Genomic DNA, 17,876 nt, shown 5'->3' on the forward strand with positions numbered 1-17,876 from the left:
TAGTTAATTAACTCTTATACAGATGCATGTATCATCCGGAATAAAGTACCTAATCTATAAAAAAGTTCAGGACCAAAAAATGCTGATATGGCTATATTTTAAAATGAACTGTACGTAGATCTGGGATGTAATTAAAACTTTTTAAACCTTAAATTTTAACAAATTTCTACTCAAAAACAGGGTAAAAAGAGCCTAAATCTGATCAGAAAATCCTCGTTTTAACACTTTTTAACAAATTTCAAGACGATTTTGAGTAACTTTTCAAACTTTAAAAAGTATTAAATTACTGATTTTCAAATAATTACACAAAAAACAACCCGTTTTAGGTCTTGTTTTTCCTTTAACTAAACAGCCCGGTTATCCTTTTTGATCGGAAAACCGGGCTGTGGTATATACAAATATAACGATTTTTTAGGTGAGATAAAAATAAAACACATGGCGTACACCCGCTCTTGGCCGCGGGGGGGCCAATCACTTTTGTCGCCACAAAAGTAACCCAAAAGGCTTCAGCAGAGAGGCTTCTTTGCCGCACATAGCCTTTGCCCCGCAAATCGGACAGAACCAGGGCTGCAATTATTTTGCCCCACTTTGTTCGCACATTTCCCTACGCTTCAGCAAAAACTTGCTATGCCCCGCGACCGCACCACCCACCATTGTTCTGCCCGCTTTCGTCCGAAGCCTATCTGCTGACGGGGGAGATAAAAGTAATCTTTTACAATATGTTTGTCATACTGACCGGAGTGAAGCATCTATTAAACGATATGCATGTTTAAGAATAGATCCTTCGTTCCTCAGGATGACAAATTAGTTTTATTAGATAGATCATGGTTCAGAAAAAATCACTAATTCACTAAATCAATAATTCACTAATTAATTAAACGTTGCCCGGAACTCCAGGGGCGATAATTGCGTTTTGGTTTTGAAAAGCTTACTGAAGGATTGGATATGTTCAAAGCCCAGGCCATAAGCAATCTCGCTTACGGTGAGGTTAGTGGTTGATAGTTTTTCTTTGGCCTTTTCAATCAACTTTTCGTGGATATGCTGCTGGGTGTTTTGCCCTGTAAGTGCTTTGAGTAAACTGCTCAAATATTTGGGCGAAAGGTTGAGCGATTCGGCAATGTAGCTTACCGTGGGCAAACCCTTGGCCGTTAGTTCATCATTATCAAAATAGCCATTCAGCAGTTTTTCCAACCGTTCCAATACCTGGTGATGTGCTTTTTCGCGGGTCAGGAACTGGCGGTGATAAAAGCGGTTGGCATAGCTGAGCAAGGTTTCGATATGCGAAACAATGATGTTTTTGGTAAACTGATCAATGTTTGCATTGCACTCCTGCAGCGTAGTTTGCAGGATACCAACGAGTGTAGTTTCCTCTTTTTCGGAAAGGAACAGGGCCTCGTGCACCGCATAGTCCCAAAACTCATACTGTTTAATGGTTTGGGCCAGCGGGGTGTTCCACAAAAAATCAGGATGGATGAGCAGCATCCATCCTGATTGCCGGATATGTTTCAGCTCATCGCTCATCGAAAAGCTCAGCACCTGCCCCGGCGCAACAAACGACATGATGCCTTCGTCATAATCATAATGCTGCTGCCCATATTTCAATTTAATATCTCCAGCGTTCTCCACATGTTTCAGCGCAATCGCATAAAAATCATAGCTCCAACTTTGCGGCTCCGCAATACGCTGGCGCTCCACAGGCTCTACCTTGAATACAGCGATCAGTGGATGCGCCGGCTTAGGCAGGTGCCTGAAATGCGAGAATTCACTGATGGAACTGAAACGTTTCATTAATCTTTCCTTATTTCCAATACCAGTTTACCGCTGGCATGTTTGGTTTCGCTTTCTTTATGCGCTTCGGCTACTTGTGCCAGCGGATATACTTTAGCTATGGCCGCTTTCACTTTACCCTGCTGTACCAATTGGGTTGTTCCGCTCAGCGAGGCAGTATAAGCCATACCACCGCCCCCTACCAGCATACCGATGGCCTGTTTTTTTGCGAATGCTTCACTCACTTCCGGTTCAATGGGCGCATCCAACTGGGTACATATAAAGATACCACCTTCTTTTAATAGTTGGGCCGACACCAAGCGGGTATAATTGTCACGCACCGGCGAAGCATTGAACACCATATCAATGGTACCCAGGTATCCTTTAAAATCCTGGTTTTTATAATCGATCACTTCATCGGCACCCAATTCTTTTAAAAAGTTGAAGTTATAGGGCGAAGCCGTGCCGATGACATAAGCGCCCTGAGCCTTGGCAAACTGTACAGCCAGGTTACCCACACCACCCGCCGCACCGTGGATAAGCACACGCTGACCGGCCTGCACCTTACCCAGGTCGATAATACCGTTCCAGGCAATCAGCGCGCATGATGGCAAGGCACCGGCTTCGTTAAAGCTTATATTATCAGGCATCAGCGTAAACTGCGTGGCTTTGGCGGCAATGTATTCAGCATAAGCACCATCGCCGGGAAAGTTAGGTACACCATATACCCTGTCGCCGGGTTTAAAGTCTTTCACCTCGCTGCCCGCTTCTTCTACAACGCCCGCGGCATCAAGACCCAAACCTAAGGGGAGTTTTAAAAATGGTCTTAGGAGTTCATTACCTCCACTACGGATGATATAGTCGGCAGGATTAACGCTGCTGGCATACATTTTTATTAAAATTTCATCGGCTGCCGGAGCGGGTTTTGCCACTTCTTCCAGTTTCATTACTTCCGGTCCGCCAAATTCATAAATTCTGATCGCTTTCATACTTTGTTATTTTTTTAACAAAGGTCTGCCTTAGACGATAAACAGATTTAACCAGAATGCCGTTTGTTTCAGTCAAAATGCCTGTATACCTGTATCGATGAAAGATGTTTCAGGAAAAAGTCCTTGCTCCTTGTTCCCATAATCCTTGCTCCAGGAAAAAATCCTTGCTCCTTGTTCCAAAAATCCTTGTTCCAGAAAAAATCCTATTCCAGCAACAAGGCGTCCTCATCATCGGTGAGGCTCAGTTGTATAGAATCGCTGCCGGCAATGCCTTCTACGCTGCCTTTAATGTGCGCGGCGTTCAACAATACCTTATCCAGTTGTTTCTCGCGCGATTTCCACATTTTTTCCATCGCGTCGCGCTCTTTTTGTATCGATAGGCGCATGCTCATATAGCCCTCGCGGATGGCCTTCCATTGTTCAGAAAATTCGCTGCTGGTTAAATAATCATACAGCAGGTGCATTTTATCGCCTTTATTGTCTTGCGACCGGGCCTGGTTGGATAATTTGATCACCCCGTCGCGCAGGATGTAGGACACCGCTTTTACTTCGTCAAAACTACAGATCCAAACACCATCCTTTTCGCCAAAACAATCCATCTCCTTGGGGTAGCATTGGGTAACAATAACGGCTACATCTACACCAACACTGCGCATATCTTTCTTCAGCTTTTCTATCCAATCGGCGCCAAAAGTGGCTGTACGCTTACTTTCATAGATAATCCGCCCGCACTCCTGCCCAAACTGGTTACGTACCGTTTGGATACAATCGGCCCCGCGCACGCCTTTGCCTACCTCGCTAATCATATCAAAGGGGAAATAATTACGCAGCAATTCTTCCAGAATCAGCTCCTGCGCCTCACCCTGTAACTGCATCGATCCTTGTTCGGCCTTGCGTTTCATCTCTTCGGCCAGCTTTTTCTGGTCATCGAGCTGTTTTTCAAGTTCCTTTACCTTGAGTTGGTATTCGGTATCTTTTATGCTGTAGCGTTCGTTTTCCTGCTTACGGATCTGCTCGCTCAGTTCGTTACGTTGCTCCTGCAGTTTACGCTGCAGGGCCAGTTCCATTTCTTCTTCCTTTTGCTGCAGCTGCTTTTCGCGCTGCATAAACTCCAGCTCTTTCTGGCGCGAAAGTTTTAGTTTTTCTTCGGTTTCCTGTGCCGAGGTTTTAAGCAACTGCACCTGGTTTTCATAATCCTGACTGATGGATTTGCGCAGGTTTTGCTCCATAGCCAATTGCAGCTGTTTTTTTTCGTCGTTAAGCCGTAACTCAAAGGCTTCCTTTTGCTGGCGCTCCTTGGCTAAAAATTCCTCATCCTTTTTACGGTATTCTTCTTCCTTTTGGCGGGTATAATCCTGCATTTTAAGCCGAAGCTCCTTCTTATACTCCTCTGCCATCACTTCCTCTATCGGGAAACCAAAACCACAACTGGGGCACTTAACTTCTGTAGCCATATAATCAATTACTGCGAAAATAGTTCTGCAGATCAAAGATAATGTTTTTTGGAACAAGGATTTTTGGAACAAAGAGTAAGGATTCCTGTTTTGGGTATTGCTGCACTTCTTTCTCCTATGTCATTGCTGTAAGGAGGAACGACGAAGCAATCTCGTCGCATGCATAAACGCGAGGAGATTGCCACGCTTCGCCCGCAATGACATGATTTTGATTTATTGTTCAAAATTCATCTTTGCGGCGAAGCGGCACAAAGGAGGGTCCAACCAAGCGATGTCGGGGTGAGTTGTCAACACCAGGCAATTTTTGGCCGAAATTTTGATTGTTGTATACACAAAACACCATGGTTGCAGTTATCAATTATAATGTCGAAATTTAAACGATGCAAATTTTAAGAATAGGGAAGGTAATGTGGAGCTATGATCATGAAATTGCAGCATGCACATTAATTGACGCGGCTGGAGGCCTTTTTGCGCTCACTCCGCCCCCACATCATCGCGAAGGCGAAATTATACTGACGCCAGGCACCCTGGTAATTGATGGTTACAATTATTTAGATATCCCCTTAAATCAGCTGGAACAGGTTTACCTGGGCTTTGATGATGTATATAAACGTTCGCTTATCAAAAACAATGGTACGTTTTGGCAGCCATTAAGACTCCGTTATAAAGTTGCCGATGGGCACAATACCATATACCTCATGATTGATAATAGCTTTTTCGGTACCAAAAACCAGCTCTGGTTTGATACCCTGAAGCAGTTGTTGGCCGACGAAGATATGTAGAGTTCTCGAAGATCCTGCCGAAATTTGGTTTAGATTATTTACAATATAAAATCATTGCCGTTGACTTTAGTCAACGGAATAATCAAATAAAAACAAAAGGCTTTAGCCAAAAAATGATTGGGCTGAAGCCCATATTAATAATTTCTTTTACCGTTGACTAAAGTCAACGGCAATGATTTTTTTGTTTTTAACACCTTTCCAGAGCAAAGGGCGGGAATCTTTGGAGTTGAATGAACAAAGTTTTTTGTAAAACAGAACAAGGATCTTTGGAACAAAACAAAAACCTTCTTAAGTCAGTCCTTGCCCCTTGCTCCAAAAATCCTTGTCCCAAAAATCTCAGGATCCTGAAAAATTATTTTGCTTTAGCAAACTCGCCGTTAGCTTTAATAGTTACTTCGTCGCTTAACATGGCAGCGCCAAATTTACTACCAAAGTTAAAATCAGAACGTTTAATAACGCCGGTTAACTGGAAACCTGCATCATCGGCCTTGCTCATTGGGTTGGTAATAGTACCACGGTACCATAAATCAAATGTAACCGGTTTAGTAACACCTACTAAAGTAAGGTTGCCTTTTACCGCATAATGTTTATCAGATGTTTTGGTGATACCAGTGCTGGTGAAAGTAATAGTTGGTTTGTTGGCAACGTCAAAAAAATCGGCACTTGAAAGGTGTTTGTCACGATTTTCATTTTCGGTACTTAAAGAAGCCGTTTGTACAGTAAAGGCAACTTTAGCGTCGCTAAAATCAGGTTTTGCAGCGGTTATGGTTGCATCAAAGTTTTTAAAAGTTCCGTCAACATCATTTACCAATAAGTGGGTCACTGTAAACTTAACGTTTGAGTGGTTTTTGTCGGCCGTCCAGGTTGTTTGTGCCGATGCAGCCGTGTATAAAAACGCTGAGGCCAACAGGATAAAGATCTTTTTCATTGTGTTTAATTTTTTAAAATTCCTTTTGTTTATGTGCCAAAAGTATATATTTGAAATTGATCTTTTTCAAAATAAATGTTTAAACATCTTTTTATTGAAATTTAATGACAAATCTCTACCAGTTTAGTGGACTTTATGTCGATACATATTGGTAAGCAAATTATCCAAGAGGATGTTATTACGATTTGTGGGGAGACTAAAGGCTGCTATTTTTATTCCCTTCCCAAGGGAAGGAATCGCACGGGGCTTTAGCTTTTTTGACAGGTTACCTTACGCCTACCCCTCCTCGGCAAAATGTTCATCAATAGCTACCCCGATTTGTTCCAATGGTATTACGGCCGATAATGGTTCATGTTTAATGTAAACCCAATTACCGGCATCTGTTTTCCCGATAGTATAATTAATGTTTTTATTATAAACATTAAACAATTTGGGAAATACCGAATGAAGGCTCACCTGATAGGCTATATTATTGATGGTTATTACAAAAGATTCCATGTTAACCGGGTTATAACTTATACTAAGTTACTATTTTCTGAAACTTTGGTAAAAATTAAGGATTAGATAATTTTTTGTGGTTAATATGCCCATAACATTGATCGAAATAACTTTTATGTGCATAAAACGATAATAAAAATTAGCCTTTATGAAAACTTTTTACGTGCAACAATGTTAGATGTGGAATAATTAACTAAAAAACACACTAAATTGTAAACTTACAAGGTTACTATGAACACCAACAATTATTTCACAAAAGCAGCTATGCTGGTTATTTTATTAGGATTGATTACAGTGGTACAATCATGTACTAAAACAAACCAGCTCTCGGATGCCTCAGCCGATCCAAACCTGGTAGGTGCCTGGAAAAGAGTGATACCTCGCACTCCACTGGGCGATAGTGTACAAACCATTGCTTTTTATGATGGCGCCCAATTTGCAACTTTACAAACTGATGTTTATGCCACTAAGGTTACTACAAGTGCAACCAGTACGCTTTATAAAGGAACATATAATACTAATGGTACTGTAGTTTATCTTAATTTAAATCAAAAACTAAACTCTACAGATCCTAACAGCAGTGGCTCACCTATAAGTCAGCTCATTTTTGATAAAGCACCCTATAAAATAAGTGGTAATTTAGATACGCTTACCGTTACTTCCGGAGGTACATTGAAGTACATTAAAGTTAACCAATAAACTCCGATAGATTTTCTGGGAAAAGCCGGGCTTTAATTAAATTACATCCAAAATTTAAACTAACTTAATTACTTACTTTTAATTAAGCCCTTTAAATACTGCGTAAATGAATTCATTCCGATATCTGCAGCGTCAGTTAATACGTCTGAAAATAGATCTTTTAACACAACGAACTTTTTTAGCCGGGAAGGTTTCCAGTATCGATAATAAAAACATTATTAAAACAGTAAGCACCAACTATGAAGAGTTAGAAATTATTTTTTTGCAAAAAATTTCACTACAGCCCGATGATGTAATCATCGATGTTGGTTGCGGTAAAGGCAGGGTGTTTAGTTATCTGCTGTATAAAGGCTTTACAAACAAAATGATTGGTTATGAAATTAACCAAATGGTGGGTAGCAAAACAAAAAAAAGGCTTAGTCGCTTCAAAAATATAGAGATCCGTTGCGATAATATTTTTGATGATTTTCCGAGGCAAGGAAATATATTCTATTTATATAATCCTTTTAAAGAAGCTATGGTTACTGAGTTTATGCACCGGATATTAGAAATAGCTGATAGAAATCCCATTGTTATATATAACAATCCAATTCATTTAGGAATTTTTGATAACGAAAGTTTTTCTTGTGAAGTTTTTGATACAGCTGTGCCCAAATATGGTTACAGCTTTACTTACTCGATCATTAAATTAAGAAAGTAAAACCGGCCAATTTAATTTAGCCACCATTTATTGCAGTAATGCCGACTCTGTAAATGCTTTTTAACAAATCCGGGTTTAAATACGGTGCTACACTGCTTAATCTTTTTCATTTACCCTGTCCCCAATAGTATTTAACTTTGGGGACAGGGCAAAATGATCCGGCTTTTGTTAGCTAATTATCTTCCTTCCAGATTATCACGATATTGTTTCAGGGCCCTTAAAATGGAGCGGGCTATTTCATTTTGACCTGCATTGGAGTTTAGGTATTCCTCGTCCGACGCATTATTAATAAAACCGGTTTCAACCAGTACGGCAGGCATACCGCTTTGTGCCAATACCAACACCCCCTGCTCTTTTACACCATGGCTATGCCTGCCATCTATTTTTTTAAACTCATGATCAATCAGATCTCCAAATTGAATACTCTGTTTGCGATATTTTTGCTGAAAAGCGTTTAGCACAATGGTATTTACAACCGCATCGCTGCCATAGCCATTATACTTATCCTTATAATCCTTTTCAATATAAATAGAGGCATTTTCGCGCAAAGCCTCACGCTGTTCCTGGCTCCGGTGAAAACCATAAACCAGTAACAAAGTTCCCCGCTCGGTACTATGTTTCTGTGGCGACGAGTTACAATGTATAGATATAAAAAGGTTGCCATGATTGTCGTTAGCTATATCTGCACGTTTATGCAACTCCACAAAAACATCGGTGCTGCGGGTCATAACCACCTTAACACCACTCATTTCGTCGTTAATCAAGTCGCGTAGTTTCTTGGCGATGCTGAGAGCTACGTTTTTTTCTTTGGAGTAAGCACCATGCGCACCCGGATCTTTGCCGCCATGCCCGGCGTCAACAATTACGGTTTTAAATTTAAATGTGCTTCTGCCGGCAACGTCTTGCTGTGCAAAAGCGGCGCCTGCGGTAAACAGACCAGATATAAAGAAAAGGAGAAAAGCTATATAATTACTTTTTAGGCAAATGGCAGGCATGAATATTATATTGGTATAGGTGGTAAAACATTTCCATCAATTTACATTTAGTTGGATATTGTTTTACGTGTATAGTTTAAAAGTATTTAAATTAATATCGCAAAGGTAATATTACTTAACGTGTTAGCACAGTTTTTTATATTTTCGGTTATTAATATATTTAAAGTAATTATACATTTACGCCCCCGGCATCCTAATTTATTTGCCGGATATATCCTTATAGTTAACCCTTATGAAAATTTTAAAATCACTTTACGTGTTACTTGCTGGCCTATTATGGATACTGTCTGCCTGTAATGCTCAGGTAAAAACGCCATATGGGGATAATGCAGCGATAGGTAAATACTATGATATACGGGGCATCAAATTATACACCGAAGTTTATGGCACAGGAAAGCCATTATTGATGATACATGGCAATGGAGGCAGCATGAGCAGTTTTGCTAAAAACGTGCCTTATTTTGCCAAAAAATATCAAGTGATCATGGTTGACAGCAGGGCGCATGGCAAATCGAGAGATGATCGCGATTCTTTGAGTTTTGAAATGATGGCCGATGATTTTGCCGGCTTATTGGATGCCATGCATATCGATTCGGCATATGTTATTGGCTGGAGCGATGGTGGCATCAATGCCTTGGAACTGGCTATGCGTCATCCTCAAAAGGTAATAAAACTGGCATCAACAGGCGCCAATTTATGGCCCGACTCTACTGGGATTATCCCTGCTTACTGGAAAATAGAGCAAAAAGATTACGAAGCCAAAAAGAACACAACATTTAAAACAGCAAAAGAAAAAAACGATTGGAAGATATTCCTGCTTGATTGGTTTCAGCCTAATATCAAGCTTTCGGCCTTAAAAACCATTAAATGTCCTTCGCTTATTATCGGGGGTGATCATGACCTGATCCCTACGGAGCACACGGTACTTATAGCACAAAACATCCCCAATGCCTATTTATGGATAGTTCCCAACTCCGGCCACGGCACCTTGATTGAGCATACGGACGAATTCAACAAAAAGGTGGATGAGTTTTTTTCGACCCCATTTATAAAACGGGATCCCCTGGTTTTTCACTAAAATTTGTAGGTAAGCGCCGCCAGACCGGTTATTGAAGTATAAAATGTTCCTCCGCTATTATTTTGTTTTTTTAACGGTGCGTAAAAGTTATAGGTCGACTCTACACTTACGCCGATGTGATCAGTAAGTACGAAAATCAACCCTAAACGGGGCGCTACATAAAAATTCTTACGCTCTGGTGTAATTACTGTACCTGATTGATCATTATTGGGATCTAAAACTACATAGGAGTAATCGGTAAAATATCCGCCGATATTAGCACCTCCATAAAGCCTTGCTCCATCTGTCAGATTAACATTATAAACAACACTTGCATAACCCGAAAACACTCTGTAGTTAGTAAAAAGAGTAACAGGAGTTTGATCCTGGGCATCATTAGTTGTTTCACCATTCCCAACTTCAATAGTTACATTGCTGGGGTTGTAAGCATCCTTAGGTTGATAATTATGATAGCCAAAATTCAAGCTTATGGTAAATTTATCCATAAAACGGGCCACGCCTAAATTAAAAGCAACTGCCGGCTTGTAAATATCCTTAAAATAATTCTGCGGGGCATCAATGCCAGCTCCAAAGGTAATACCATACCCCGATTCAAAGTTACCGCCACTTCCACCTCCGCCACCCCAGGTTAACGCTTCATGCGATCGGTGCTGCCCCATGGCCGTACCAAAAAAACAAGTAAACATCAAAATTAAAACCGTTTTTAAACAGCGATTGGTTTTAAACGGATACCTGTTGAATTGCATAAAGCCAGATGTGCAAGGGTTAAATTGACTAAGGTTCATTTAAAGTAAAAATATGAAAAAACCTTAATTCATTACTAAAAGTGAAAATATTAGCTCATTTAACCATGGCAACAAAAAATAAAGCCCGGCTTAAGTAAACCGGGCATAAGGGTATCGAACAAAACAGGTTTATAATTGGCTAGTATTATATATTTTAAAACTATAGTTAACCGGCTTTTCTTTAAAACAGAGGTCAGGTGCCCGCGGTTACCTGCATATTATTACCGCGTTCTTGCTTTTGGTGGTACCAGATGCCTATGGTACAAATAATAACGGTTAATAATAAAAAGCCTTCTACATATAGGTGTGTCACAGAAATCTGCCTCACCGGGAATATAAATAGTGATGAAACATCGGGGATGAGCAATCCCAGCAATGGGAAACTCGAGAATATTCTAAAAATCGCTATTTCCTCCATAACTAATAATTTGATATCCCTAATTTACACCTTTTAGGAATGCCAAGCAAATTATTTTTCTTAAAAAGTAAAATAATATTTCAACAAGGTTAATTTTAATAAAATTTGTCGAAATATTTTAATTATTTACGAATAAAATTTACCAACATATGTCATGTTTATCGTTATTACCGGATATAACAATATCTCTTATCCATTATTTGGGATATAAACTGCTAACATTAAAATATATCAAGAAAATGATATATTTTAATTAGCTCAAAAAGGCATAGCTTTTACTAATTCAAGTAAATTATTACGCACAGCCGGGTCATTATCTATAATTTGCTCCAGCTCCGTATCTGAGGATACATATACTATAATAAAATCATGGGCCTGATTCCAGAAATTACCGCTTAACAACACTTTACCCCTATTTTTAAGGTTTTCGTAATAGTTAACACGTTCGTTAATACACGTATGCTGCGGGTTTACAGTTTCTTTCTCTTCAAAAACCAGCATTACATGGTGGGGTTCTTTATAAGCTGATACAGGTGTCATAAGATGAAATGATTTATGTTTTGATCAATTTTACGCATTACAGGTAATTTCGGTAAGCACATTTCCAGGAGCAATAAAGTAAAAGCCATAACTGCCGCGCAGGCTACCCGGAGGGTGTTCTGTAGCGTATCCTCCGGCAAGTAACCGGTTATACATATCCATCACCTGGTTACGGGTTTCAACAAAAAATCCGATGTGGAATGCTTCGGGATATGCGGAATTACCATTACGGTTAAATTTATTAGCCATTAGTACCAAAGTAAAGCCATCTGAGCCTTGCAAAACCGCCAGCAGGTTATCTCCTTTTACTTCGATACATTTAAAATTAAAATATTGCTCAAAAAAACGGATGCTTGCTGCTACATCTGTTACCGAGAGATTAATATGGTTGAGTTTCATTTTTTCTTTTTTATTATAAGTGAATATTCATTTATTTAAATAATTAAATTTTTTTACGGCTTAAGCGCCTTTAACACCAACTCAAATGTTTGCATCATTAGCTTTTCGGTAAGTTCAAATTCATTATTTACGTAACTCTTGCCCTGGTGATGATACTTTATTAACTGATATAAAGGAGCGAAAGCTATGGACCAGTATACTTCAAATGGCAATGGTATCAATTGTTTTTTCCGAACAGAATTTTCCATAAACGGTCCCAATAACGATCCAAAAGTAACGGTGAGTGATTTACTTACCTCTTCGTAATAATGGGTATACCGCATTGTTTCAATAAACTCCATTTCTGTTGGGAAACTGTCGAAATATTTCATCCGGTTTAACCATTGTATTTTTAGCCCCTCAGCAAAATCCATTTCAGGAGAAAAATTCACAAAGCTATAATCCATCATATTAGTGGCTACATCCACACACAACCGTGTAATCAGATCGTCCTTATCCTTGTAATAAATGTAGATAGTAGCCGGTGATACTGCCGCAGCTTTTGCCAGTTTGTTTACACTAAATCCGTCAAGGCCATCGGCAACTATCATTTCAATAGCTTTTTGGCGTATCAGTAACTCTTTATTTTCGTCGCGTGGTCTCATATTGTCATTGCAAATATAAGTGAGCGTTCATTCATTTAAAAATATTTTTTAATTTTTCTGCTTTGCTCCACCCGGGCAAACTCTTGTGTTTCGATTTATCTTACCAGGTTACTCAAATTTTTTTTCAAAAAAAAACAAAAACCTTTTCGCCCTTCAACTGTAGTACGAATTAGTTTGTTTTTTTATTCAAATAACAACAAAATAATGCCTATCTTAGTATTATCATACTAAATGTTAATAATTATGGAAAAATTAATAATATTAAGAATGTTCTTTTGTTTTCCACTCTTTGGATTACTTCTGCCAGATGCCGGTATTTTAATCTCCAATAGCCCTGGTCATATCCCCCTAATTCATTTTGTTATTGAATCATCTGCTATTTTCTGCATCCTGATTTGCACCGCCCTTATTTTCTATAATAAAAGACGGGACCAAAATCATACAGATGAAATAAATGAAACATTCTATTCTTAATAACTTAAATTTTGTCCTTATAAGTTAATATTTACATAAAACACCTTATTTAAAAAATTAATTATGGGGCTTTTATGCCACAAACTCTGTTTCAATCACGTAATAAATCATTATTTAGAGTATATTTCGGCGGCTTTTATTTTCGGTATGGCCTTTGTTAAGTTTTCTATTGGTTTTACTGAAACTTGCAAACCAGTATTCATAAATGAAAAAATTCTTACTCCTTTTCCTATTTCCTTTAAGCGCCTTTGCCCAAACAGCAAGTACTTACATACAAAATGGAAATGCCAGGGCTAGTGCAAAAGATTACAATGCCGCTGTACAGGAATTTACCAAAGCCATACAGCTTAATGAAAGTAACAGCGACGCGTATTTTTATCGCGCAAATGCTTATGGTAATCTCAAAAATTATGAAGCTGCAATTGCAGATTATGCAAAAACCATCAGTTTCCGGTCAAATTTCGCAACGGCATATTATTATAAGGCCAATGCCGAAAGTAGCATTGGCGATTATCACAATGCTATTGATGATTTTAACAAAGCCATTTCCCTTGAACCTCAGAATGCTAAAATGTACCAGTACCGGGGCAGTGCCAAATCAAATCTGCAGGATTATACCGGTGCCATTGCCGATTTTTCCTTTGCCTTAAAACTGAGCCCGGGCAATGCTGAGCTATATGAATACAGAGGGCTGGCCAAAAACAACAAAGGCGATTTTAAGGGCGCTATTGACGATTATAACACAGCTATAAAACTAAATCCTCAAAAAGGCGACTTATACCGGTACCGGGCTGATGCCAAAGCAAGCATCAATGATTATAATGGTGCGATAACCGATTATACTACCGCATTAACCTTTAATCCTCAAAATGCCGAAGCTTATCTTTACCGGGCCAACACCAAAGGAAACCAGGGTGATTATAAAGGTGCTGTAGACGACTATAAAAAAGCTGCAGCCATTAACCCCGGCCTCAAAAACTTATTTTTTTACCTGGCCAACGCTGCAAGTAAAACCGGCGACAGTAAAGCGGCACTTGATTATTTTAATAAGGCCGTTAGCCAGTATCCTAACAGGGCCGATGTGTATTTATACCGGGGACTGGTAAAAAGCAACCTGAAAGATTATAACGGTGCTATGGCAGATTTAGATCATTCCATAGCGCTTGATCCTAAAAACGCAGATGCTTATCAAAACCGTGCATTAGTTAAATTAGAACTAAACGATGGCGATGGGGCCAAATCAGATGCCGACAGCGCAATTATATTAAACCCTAAAAGCTTAAAGGCGTACATAAGCCGTAGTAAAGCAAAAATGGCTTTAAAAGATACTGCCGGTGTAATAGCCGATCTTACCCAGGCCATCAATATTAACAATAAAAGCGACGAGGCCTATTTGGTTCGTGGTGATGCTTACCGCAATCTGGGCAACAGACAGGCAGCAATTCGCGATTATACCACAGCCATACAGGTAAACCCCAATTATACGTATGCCTATTTAAACCGTGGTATCGAAAAGGATAAGACAAATGATCAGGCCGGGGCTGTAAAGGATTTTGAAAAGCTTTTATCGCTTTCGCCGCAACGCCAGGATGTTTATACACGCTTAGGCAGGGTAACCGATTTTTATAAATACACTACTAATGGCGTATCGCTGTTTACAACTGCCATTAGCTTAAATCCAACAAACTCTAACTTTTATCTTTTCAGAGGCGAAGCAAAAGCCGCTGCAGGCGATATACAAGGCGCTATGGCCGATTATGATGCAGGTATCGCTAAAAACCCAAAAAACATTTCAATATTGCTAAAGCGGGGTCTTAATCGTGCCGATTTCCAGGACAATACCGGTGCATTAGCCGACTTTAGCGCAGCCATAAAAATTGACTCAACTTCTGATTCATCAGCAGTGGTGTATCAAAACCGTGGACATATACAGGCCAGGTTAAAAAACTACAAGGCAGCCATGGCCGACCTGGATAAAGCGGTATCCATCTATTCAAATGATGAAACTTTCTTGTTCAGGGGTGATGTTAAATTAGCCTTAAAAGATTATGCAGGAGCAGTGGACGATTTTCATAATGCTACCTATATCAATAATCGGAATGCCAAAGCCTATGCACATAGCAGCATCGCCAAAAGTAAACTAGGTGATGAACAAGGCTCAACTGACGATTTTGATAATGCCTTAAAATTTGGAGATGGCTCCTATGTTTACACTGATCTGGCTGAGCTAAAACTGAGTCTTAATGACGCAGCAGGCGCACTTGCTGATTGCGTTACGGCTATCACCCTAAATTCTAAATACGCAGGGGCATACTTACAAATGGGGCTTATAAAAGTTGCACTTAACCAAAAACCAGAAGCCTGTACCGATTTTAACAAGGCTGTTGAACTCGGTTTAAAAAAGGCGGCGGTAATAGCCAACCGTTACTGCCGGTAAAATTTAAGACATACAAAAAGGCCATCCTGTTATAGGGTGGCCTTTTTTATATCATTTTTTAAAAGTTAACTTATCCTGCTTTTTTATCCAGATGCAATTGCTCGCGTAGTTCTTTCATCTCCATCTCATAAGCACGCATACGGGCATGTAAAATATCAACCTCCGTACGCATCATTTGGATTTCGGTGATTAGTTTAGCCGACTCAGGTTTATCTATTTTTTTTTCACCGGTTCCCAGGATAAGCCACTCGGGTGAGTATTTAAGTTGAAAGCAAAGCTTACGGATCAAATAATAACTGATATCCTGTTTCTGATTGATCACTTTACTGATAAAACCCTGATCAACTCCTATAGCACCTGCAAGACCCAGTTGCCCACCATGCTCCTTTACAATTACCTTTAACCGTTTTATTATTGCTTCGTCAGACATATACGACTGCAATAATAAACAATTTGTTCATTTGGCAAATATTTATTTATTTTTTGCCTCTGCTGCTAAACTAGTTCATAACAGATTTGTAAATCAACACGTTCCCTCTACCCTTTGCAGTAATTCATTAAGCCTGCTATTATAAACCTGTATGGTGATGCGGCCGCAGTTATAATCGGCAGTTATTTTTTTAAGCTGGGCATTTATTTCACTTTTTGCAACATTTTGAGCCAATGCCTCATTTAACCGCCGAAGCTTCTGCCCTAAACTTTGCATAAGCAATAACGGCTGCACATCACTCGTTTGTTTTAAAAGCATTTTTTGCTTACGACGTTGTTGTTTATCAAATCTTAAAATCAAATAAACTATCACCGAACCTATAACCAGGAAAAAATAAAAGAAGCTCATTACATTTAATACATTATAAAATAATCTGTTATTACGACATTTTTAATGAATAAGTTACTTCCGGCTCTTAAAATATGAGCATATATAAGTTTTGATAGCATAAATTATATATCAGGGAATTGAACAATTATAGGCTGTGTTTTTAAATTCCCGTTTAAAAAGCGGTACTTTGTAATGGATATTGGCTGCAGGTATAATAAAACACAGCCCAAATAGCATAACATATCATGAAACCAGGAGATAAGGTAATTTGCATAAATGACAGGATTGATCCTGAAAAAAGCGAAGAGATAAGAAGGGATTTTGAGATCTGGATAACCAAGGATAAGGAATATACCATCCGCGAAATATTGGATAATAATGGTATAGTAACCGGTGTATTATTGGAAGAGGTACACAATTTCCCCAAATTTTTTAAACTGATCAATCGTTTCCAGGAGCCTGCTTTTGCGCAGTGGCGTTTCCGTAAATTAAATTACGCAAGCCAACCGGCCGAGGCAATCAGTGAAGTGGAAGAATTGGTAGAGGTAGAACAGGAAGAAAAACAGCAGGTAAGAGTGAAGTAAAAAGTAGCCGTCCGGATTAATTACACTACCAGACGTAATCATAACTATTTAAGCCAAAAGCATCAAATGCAGGGATAATATCCCTGCATTTGATGCTTTTACAACTATGAATAAAATTCCATTTGGCATAGTAAAATACATAAAACAAGCTTAATCATAAATGCGGGCAGCTTCGGTTTCAACAAGCTGAGTGAGGATGGCTTTTAAAACAGTTTCACGAGCCCATTGCTGTTCAATAACAGCAGCATCATCCTGGTACCACTTCAATGGTGTATTTATTTCGATACGCGCCTTATAAACAAAGTTTTTAGTTGGATGCATCTTATTACCCTCATAACTATTAAGCCCCTCTGCCTTTATTATTTTAGCAAACTCACGTGCTTTAATATCAACCTGAAGACATTCGTCCAATGAATTTTTGTAATCCTGCTTATCTTCCAGCCAAAGTGTAAGGGTATCGTCGTTCAGGTCGTGGTCTGCAATGGCAATCCGGCTGTAATCATAATCTACAGATATGATGAGCCACCATAACTGATCTTTTAATTTTTGTGCAATTTTTATCATGGTATTGTTGTTAAGGTTATTGAATAAAGCTTTTGTTGAGTGGGGAGTTATCTGAAGGTTGGAGTCCATCCGGGTAGGTATTTTTGTATAGCGGCTATTTCTTTACTATACTTTGTACACGTTTCCACATACGCGTGGTACCGTATGGCCTGTTCATGGAGAGGTTGTAAATTGGAATTTTGTTGATCGTGATCGTTTTGTTTTTGAATGGCGGAATAGGCTATATACATGGTAAATTTGTTTACGGTTTTGGGTATTCTTGAAAGTTGATTTCTGTGATTACAATTATCTGTAATAAATATTCTTTAATTTCTGTATTAA

21 protein-coding genes are annotated in these 17,876 nt (G+C 39.1%); 6 read left to right on the forward strand and 15 right to left on the reverse strand.

Annotation, left to right across the window (positions count from 1 at the left end):
• Positions 1-870: 870 nt before the first annotated feature.
• The 3 genes from G7092_RS09685 to G7092_RS09695 form a co-directional block, all read right to left on the reverse strand.
• Positions 871-1,788 carry a helix-turn-helix domain-containing protein gene (locus tag G7092_RS09685; RefSeq protein WP_166088628.1) on the reverse strand — a complete coding sequence of 306 codons (918 nt, stop codon included), beginning with the start codon at positions 1,786-1,788 and terminating at the stop codon, positions 871-873.
• The gene (locus tag G7092_RS09690; RefSeq protein WP_166088631.1) at positions 1,788-2,756 is read right to left on the reverse strand and encodes an NADP-dependent oxidoreductase; all 969 of its coding nucleotides are present in this window, start codon (positions 2,754-2,756) and stop codon (positions 1,788-1,790) included. The genes G7092_RS09685 and G7092_RS09690 overlap by 1 nt, the downstream gene beginning before the upstream one ends.
• Positions 2,757-2,959: 203 nt before the next feature.
• Positions 2,960-4,210, reverse strand: a complete 1,251-nt coding sequence (locus G7092_RS09695; RefSeq protein WP_166088633.1) for a DUF2130 domain-containing protein — start codon at positions 4,208-4,210, stop codon at positions 2,960-2,962.
• 380 nt (positions 4,211-4,590) lie between these two features.
• Here G7092_RS09695 and G7092_RS09700 point away from each other — a divergent pair, with 380 nt between their 5' ends.
• Complete coding sequence (locus G7092_RS09700; protein WP_166088635.1) at positions 4,591-4,992, forward strand: hypothetical protein; 402 nt, start codon at positions 4,591-4,593, stop codon at positions 4,990-4,992.
• Positions 4,993-5,344: 352 nt separating this feature from the next.
• Here the strand turns inward: G7092_RS09700 and G7092_RS09705 are convergent, their stop codons facing one another.
• Both G7092_RS09705 and G7092_RS09710 read right to left on the reverse strand, forming a co-directional pair.
• The gene (locus tag G7092_RS09705; protein WP_166088637.1) at positions 5,345-5,920 is read right to left on the reverse strand and encodes a YceI family protein; all 576 of its coding nucleotides are present in this window, start codon (positions 5,918-5,920) and stop codon (positions 5,345-5,347) included.
• Positions 5,921-6,196: 276 nt separating this feature from the next.
• Entirely contained in the window at positions 6,197-6,418 is a 222-nt protein-coding gene (locus tag G7092_RS09710; RefSeq protein WP_166088639.1) for a hypothetical protein, read from the reverse strand.
• A 231-nt stretch (positions 6,419-6,649) separates the two neighbouring features.
• On the opposite strand from G7092_RS09710, the gene G7092_RS09715 reads away from it, so the two are divergent.
• The gene (locus G7092_RS09715) at positions 6,650-7,117 is read left to right on the forward strand and encodes a hypothetical protein (RefSeq protein ID WP_166088641.1); all 468 of its coding nucleotides are present in this window, start codon (positions 6,650-6,652) and stop codon (positions 7,115-7,117) included.
• A 106-nt stretch (positions 7,118-7,223) separates the two neighbouring features.
• On the forward strand, positions 7,224-7,817 hold the full coding sequence (locus tag G7092_RS09720) for a class I SAM-dependent methyltransferase (RefSeq protein ID WP_166088643.1): 594 nt from the start codon (positions 7,224-7,226) through the stop codon (positions 7,815-7,817).
• 176 nt (positions 7,818-7,993) lie between these two features.
• Here G7092_RS09720 and G7092_RS09725 read toward each other — a convergent pair whose 3' ends face one another.
• Complete coding sequence (locus G7092_RS09725) at positions 7,994-8,812, reverse strand: N-acetylmuramoyl-L-alanine amidase family protein (protein ID WP_166088645.1); 819 nt, start codon at positions 8,810-8,812, stop codon at positions 7,994-7,996.
• 232 nt (positions 8,813-9,044) lie between these two features.
• On the opposite strand from G7092_RS09725, the gene G7092_RS09730 reads away from it, so the two are divergent.
• Complete coding sequence (locus G7092_RS09730; protein ID WP_166088647.1) at positions 9,045-9,890, forward strand: alpha/beta fold hydrolase; 846 nt, start codon at positions 9,045-9,047, stop codon at positions 9,888-9,890.
• Here G7092_RS09730 and G7092_RS09735 read toward each other — a convergent pair.
• The 5 genes from G7092_RS09735 to G7092_RS09755 all read right to left on the reverse strand — a co-directional run bounded on the left by G7092_RS09735 (position 9,887) and on the right by G7092_RS09755 (position 12,676).
• A complete protein-coding gene (locus G7092_RS09735; RefSeq protein WP_166088649.1) occupies positions 9,887-10,576 on the reverse strand; it encodes a hypothetical protein in 690 nt (229 codons plus the stop codon). The two genes, G7092_RS09730 and G7092_RS09735, sit on opposite strands and share 4 nt — an antisense overlap.
• A 292-nt stretch (positions 10,577-10,868) precedes the next feature.
• The gene (locus tag G7092_RS09740) at positions 10,869-11,093 is read right to left on the reverse strand and encodes a hypothetical protein (RefSeq protein WP_166088651.1); all 225 of its coding nucleotides are present in this window, start codon (positions 11,091-11,093) and stop codon (positions 10,869-10,871) included.
• 258 nt (positions 11,094-11,351) lie between these two features.
• Entirely contained in the window at positions 11,352-11,633 is a 282-nt protein-coding gene (locus G7092_RS09745) for a YciI family protein (RefSeq protein WP_166088653.1), read from the reverse strand.
• A 30-nt stretch (positions 11,634-11,663) separates the two neighbouring features.
• A complete protein-coding gene (locus G7092_RS09750; RefSeq protein WP_166088655.1) occupies positions 11,664-12,032 on the reverse strand; it encodes a VOC family protein in 369 nt (122 codons plus the stop codon).
• Positions 12,033-12,085: 53 nt separating this feature from the next.
• Positions 12,086-12,676, reverse strand: coding sequence for a TetR/AcrR family transcriptional regulator (locus G7092_RS09755; protein WP_166088657.1), 591 nt, complete (start codon positions 12,674-12,676; stop codon positions 12,086-12,088).
• Positions 12,677-13,355: 679 nt separating this feature from the next.
• Between G7092_RS09755 and G7092_RS09760 the strand changes: the two genes are divergently transcribed.
• Entirely contained in the window at positions 13,356-15,587 is a 2,232-nt protein-coding gene (locus tag G7092_RS09760; RefSeq protein WP_166088659.1) for a tetratricopeptide repeat protein, read from the forward strand.
• 70 nt (positions 15,588-15,657) lie between these two features.
• Here G7092_RS09760 and G7092_RS09765 read toward each other — a convergent pair whose 3' ends face one another.
• Together G7092_RS09765 and G7092_RS09770 are read right to left on the reverse strand one after the other, a co-directional pair.
• A complete protein-coding gene (locus G7092_RS09765) occupies positions 15,658-16,017 on the reverse strand; it encodes a helix-turn-helix domain-containing protein (protein ID WP_166088661.1) in 360 nt (119 codons plus the stop codon).
• A gap of 93 nt (positions 16,018-16,110) precedes the next feature.
• Entirely contained in the window at positions 16,111-16,425 is a 315-nt protein-coding gene (locus tag G7092_RS09770) for a hypothetical protein (RefSeq protein ID WP_166088663.1), read from the reverse strand.
• 227 nt (positions 16,426-16,652) lie between these two features.
• Between G7092_RS09770 and G7092_RS09775 the strand changes: the two genes are divergently transcribed.
• Entirely contained in the window at positions 16,653-16,991 is a 339-nt protein-coding gene (locus G7092_RS09775; protein ID WP_166088665.1) for a hypothetical protein, read from the forward strand.
• A gap of 150 nt (positions 16,992-17,141) precedes the next feature.
• Here G7092_RS09775 and G7092_RS09780 read toward each other — a convergent pair whose 3' ends face one another.
• Complete coding sequence (locus tag G7092_RS09780; RefSeq protein WP_166088666.1) at positions 17,142-17,555, reverse strand: hypothetical protein; 414 nt, start codon at positions 17,553-17,555, stop codon at positions 17,142-17,144.
• A gap of 47 nt (positions 17,556-17,602) precedes the next feature.
• Positions 17,603-17,785 carry a hypothetical protein gene (locus tag G7092_RS09785; RefSeq protein WP_166088667.1) on the reverse strand — a complete coding sequence of 61 codons (183 nt, stop codon included), beginning with the start codon at positions 17,783-17,785 and terminating at the stop codon, positions 17,603-17,605.
• Positions 17,786-17,876: the final 91 nt, after the last annotated feature.

The organism is Mucilaginibacter inviolabilis (assembly GCF_011089895.1).
In the GTDB taxonomy this organism is placed as follows: Bacteria; Bacteroidota; Bacteroidia; order Sphingobacteriales; family Sphingobacteriaceae; genus Mucilaginibacter; species Mucilaginibacter inviolabilis.

Coding starts and splice junctions, on each gene's coding strand:
- G7092_RS09685 (WP_166088628.1), bottom strand. CDS start 1,788: ATGAAACGTTTCAGTTCCATCAGTGAATTCTCGCATTTCAGGCACCTG.
- G7092_RS09690 (WP_166088631.1), bottom strand. CDS start 2,756: ATGAAAGCGATCAGAATTTATGAATTTGGCGGACCGGAAGTAATGAAA.
- G7092_RS09695 (WP_166088633.1), bottom strand. CDS start 4,210: ATGGCTACAGAAGTTAAGTGCCCCAGTTGTGGTTTTGGTTTCCCGATA.
- G7092_RS09700 (WP_166088635.1), top strand. CDS start 4,591: ATGCAAATTTTAAGAATAGGGAAGGTAATGTGGAGCTATGATCATGAA.
- G7092_RS09705 (WP_166088637.1), bottom strand. CDS start 5,920: ATGAAAAAGATCTTTATCCTGTTGGCCTCAGCGTTTTTATACACGGCT.
- G7092_RS09710 (WP_166088639.1), bottom strand. CDS start 6,418: ATGGAATCTTTTGTAATAACCATCAATAATATAGCCTATCAGGTGAGC.
- G7092_RS09715 (WP_166088641.1), top strand. CDS start 6,650: ATGAACACCAACAATTATTTCACAAAAGCAGCTATGCTGGTTATTTTA.
- G7092_RS09720 (WP_166088643.1), top strand. CDS start 7,224: ATGAATTCATTCCGATATCTGCAGCGTCAGTTAATACGTCTGAAAATA.
- G7092_RS09725 (WP_166088645.1), bottom strand. CDS start 8,812: ATGCCTGCCATTTGCCTAAAAAGTAATTATATAGCTTTTCTCCTTTTC.
- G7092_RS09730 (WP_166088647.1), top strand. CDS start 9,045: ATGAAAATTTTAAAATCACTTTACGTGTTACTTGCTGGCCTATTATGG.
- G7092_RS09735 (WP_166088649.1), bottom strand. CDS start 10,576: ATGTTTACTTGTTTTTTTGGTACGGCCATGGGGCAGCACCGATCGCAT.
- G7092_RS09740 (WP_166088651.1), bottom strand. CDS start 11,093: ATGGAGGAAATAGCGATTTTTAGAATATTCTCGAGTTTCCCATTGCTG.
- G7092_RS09745 (WP_166088653.1), bottom strand. CDS start 11,633: ATGACACCTGTATCAGCTTATAAAGAACCCCACCATGTAATGCTGGTT.
- G7092_RS09750 (WP_166088655.1), bottom strand. CDS start 12,032: ATGAAACTCAACCATATTAATCTCTCGGTAACAGATGTAGCAGCAAGC.
- G7092_RS09755 (WP_166088657.1), bottom strand. CDS start 12,676: ATGAGACCACGCGACGAAAATAAAGAGTTACTGATACGCCAAAAAGCT.
- G7092_RS09760 (WP_166088659.1), top strand. CDS start 13,356: ATGAAAAAATTCTTACTCCTTTTCCTATTTCCTTTAAGCGCCTTTGCC.
- G7092_RS09765 (WP_166088661.1), bottom strand. CDS start 16,017: ATGTCTGACGAAGCAATAATAAAACGGTTAAAGGTAATTGTAAAGGAG.
- G7092_RS09770 (WP_166088663.1), bottom strand. CDS start 16,425: ATGAGCTTCTTTTATTTTTTCCTGGTTATAGGTTCGGTGATAGTTTAT.
- G7092_RS09775 (WP_166088665.1), top strand. CDS start 16,653: ATGAAACCAGGAGATAAGGTAATTTGCATAAATGACAGGATTGATCCT.
- G7092_RS09780 (WP_166088666.1), bottom strand. CDS start 17,555: ATGATAAAAATTGCACAAAAATTAAAAGATCAGTTATGGTGGCTCATC.
- G7092_RS09785 (WP_166088667.1), bottom strand. CDS start 17,785: ATGTATATAGCCTATTCCGCCATTCAAAAACAAAACGATCACGATCAA.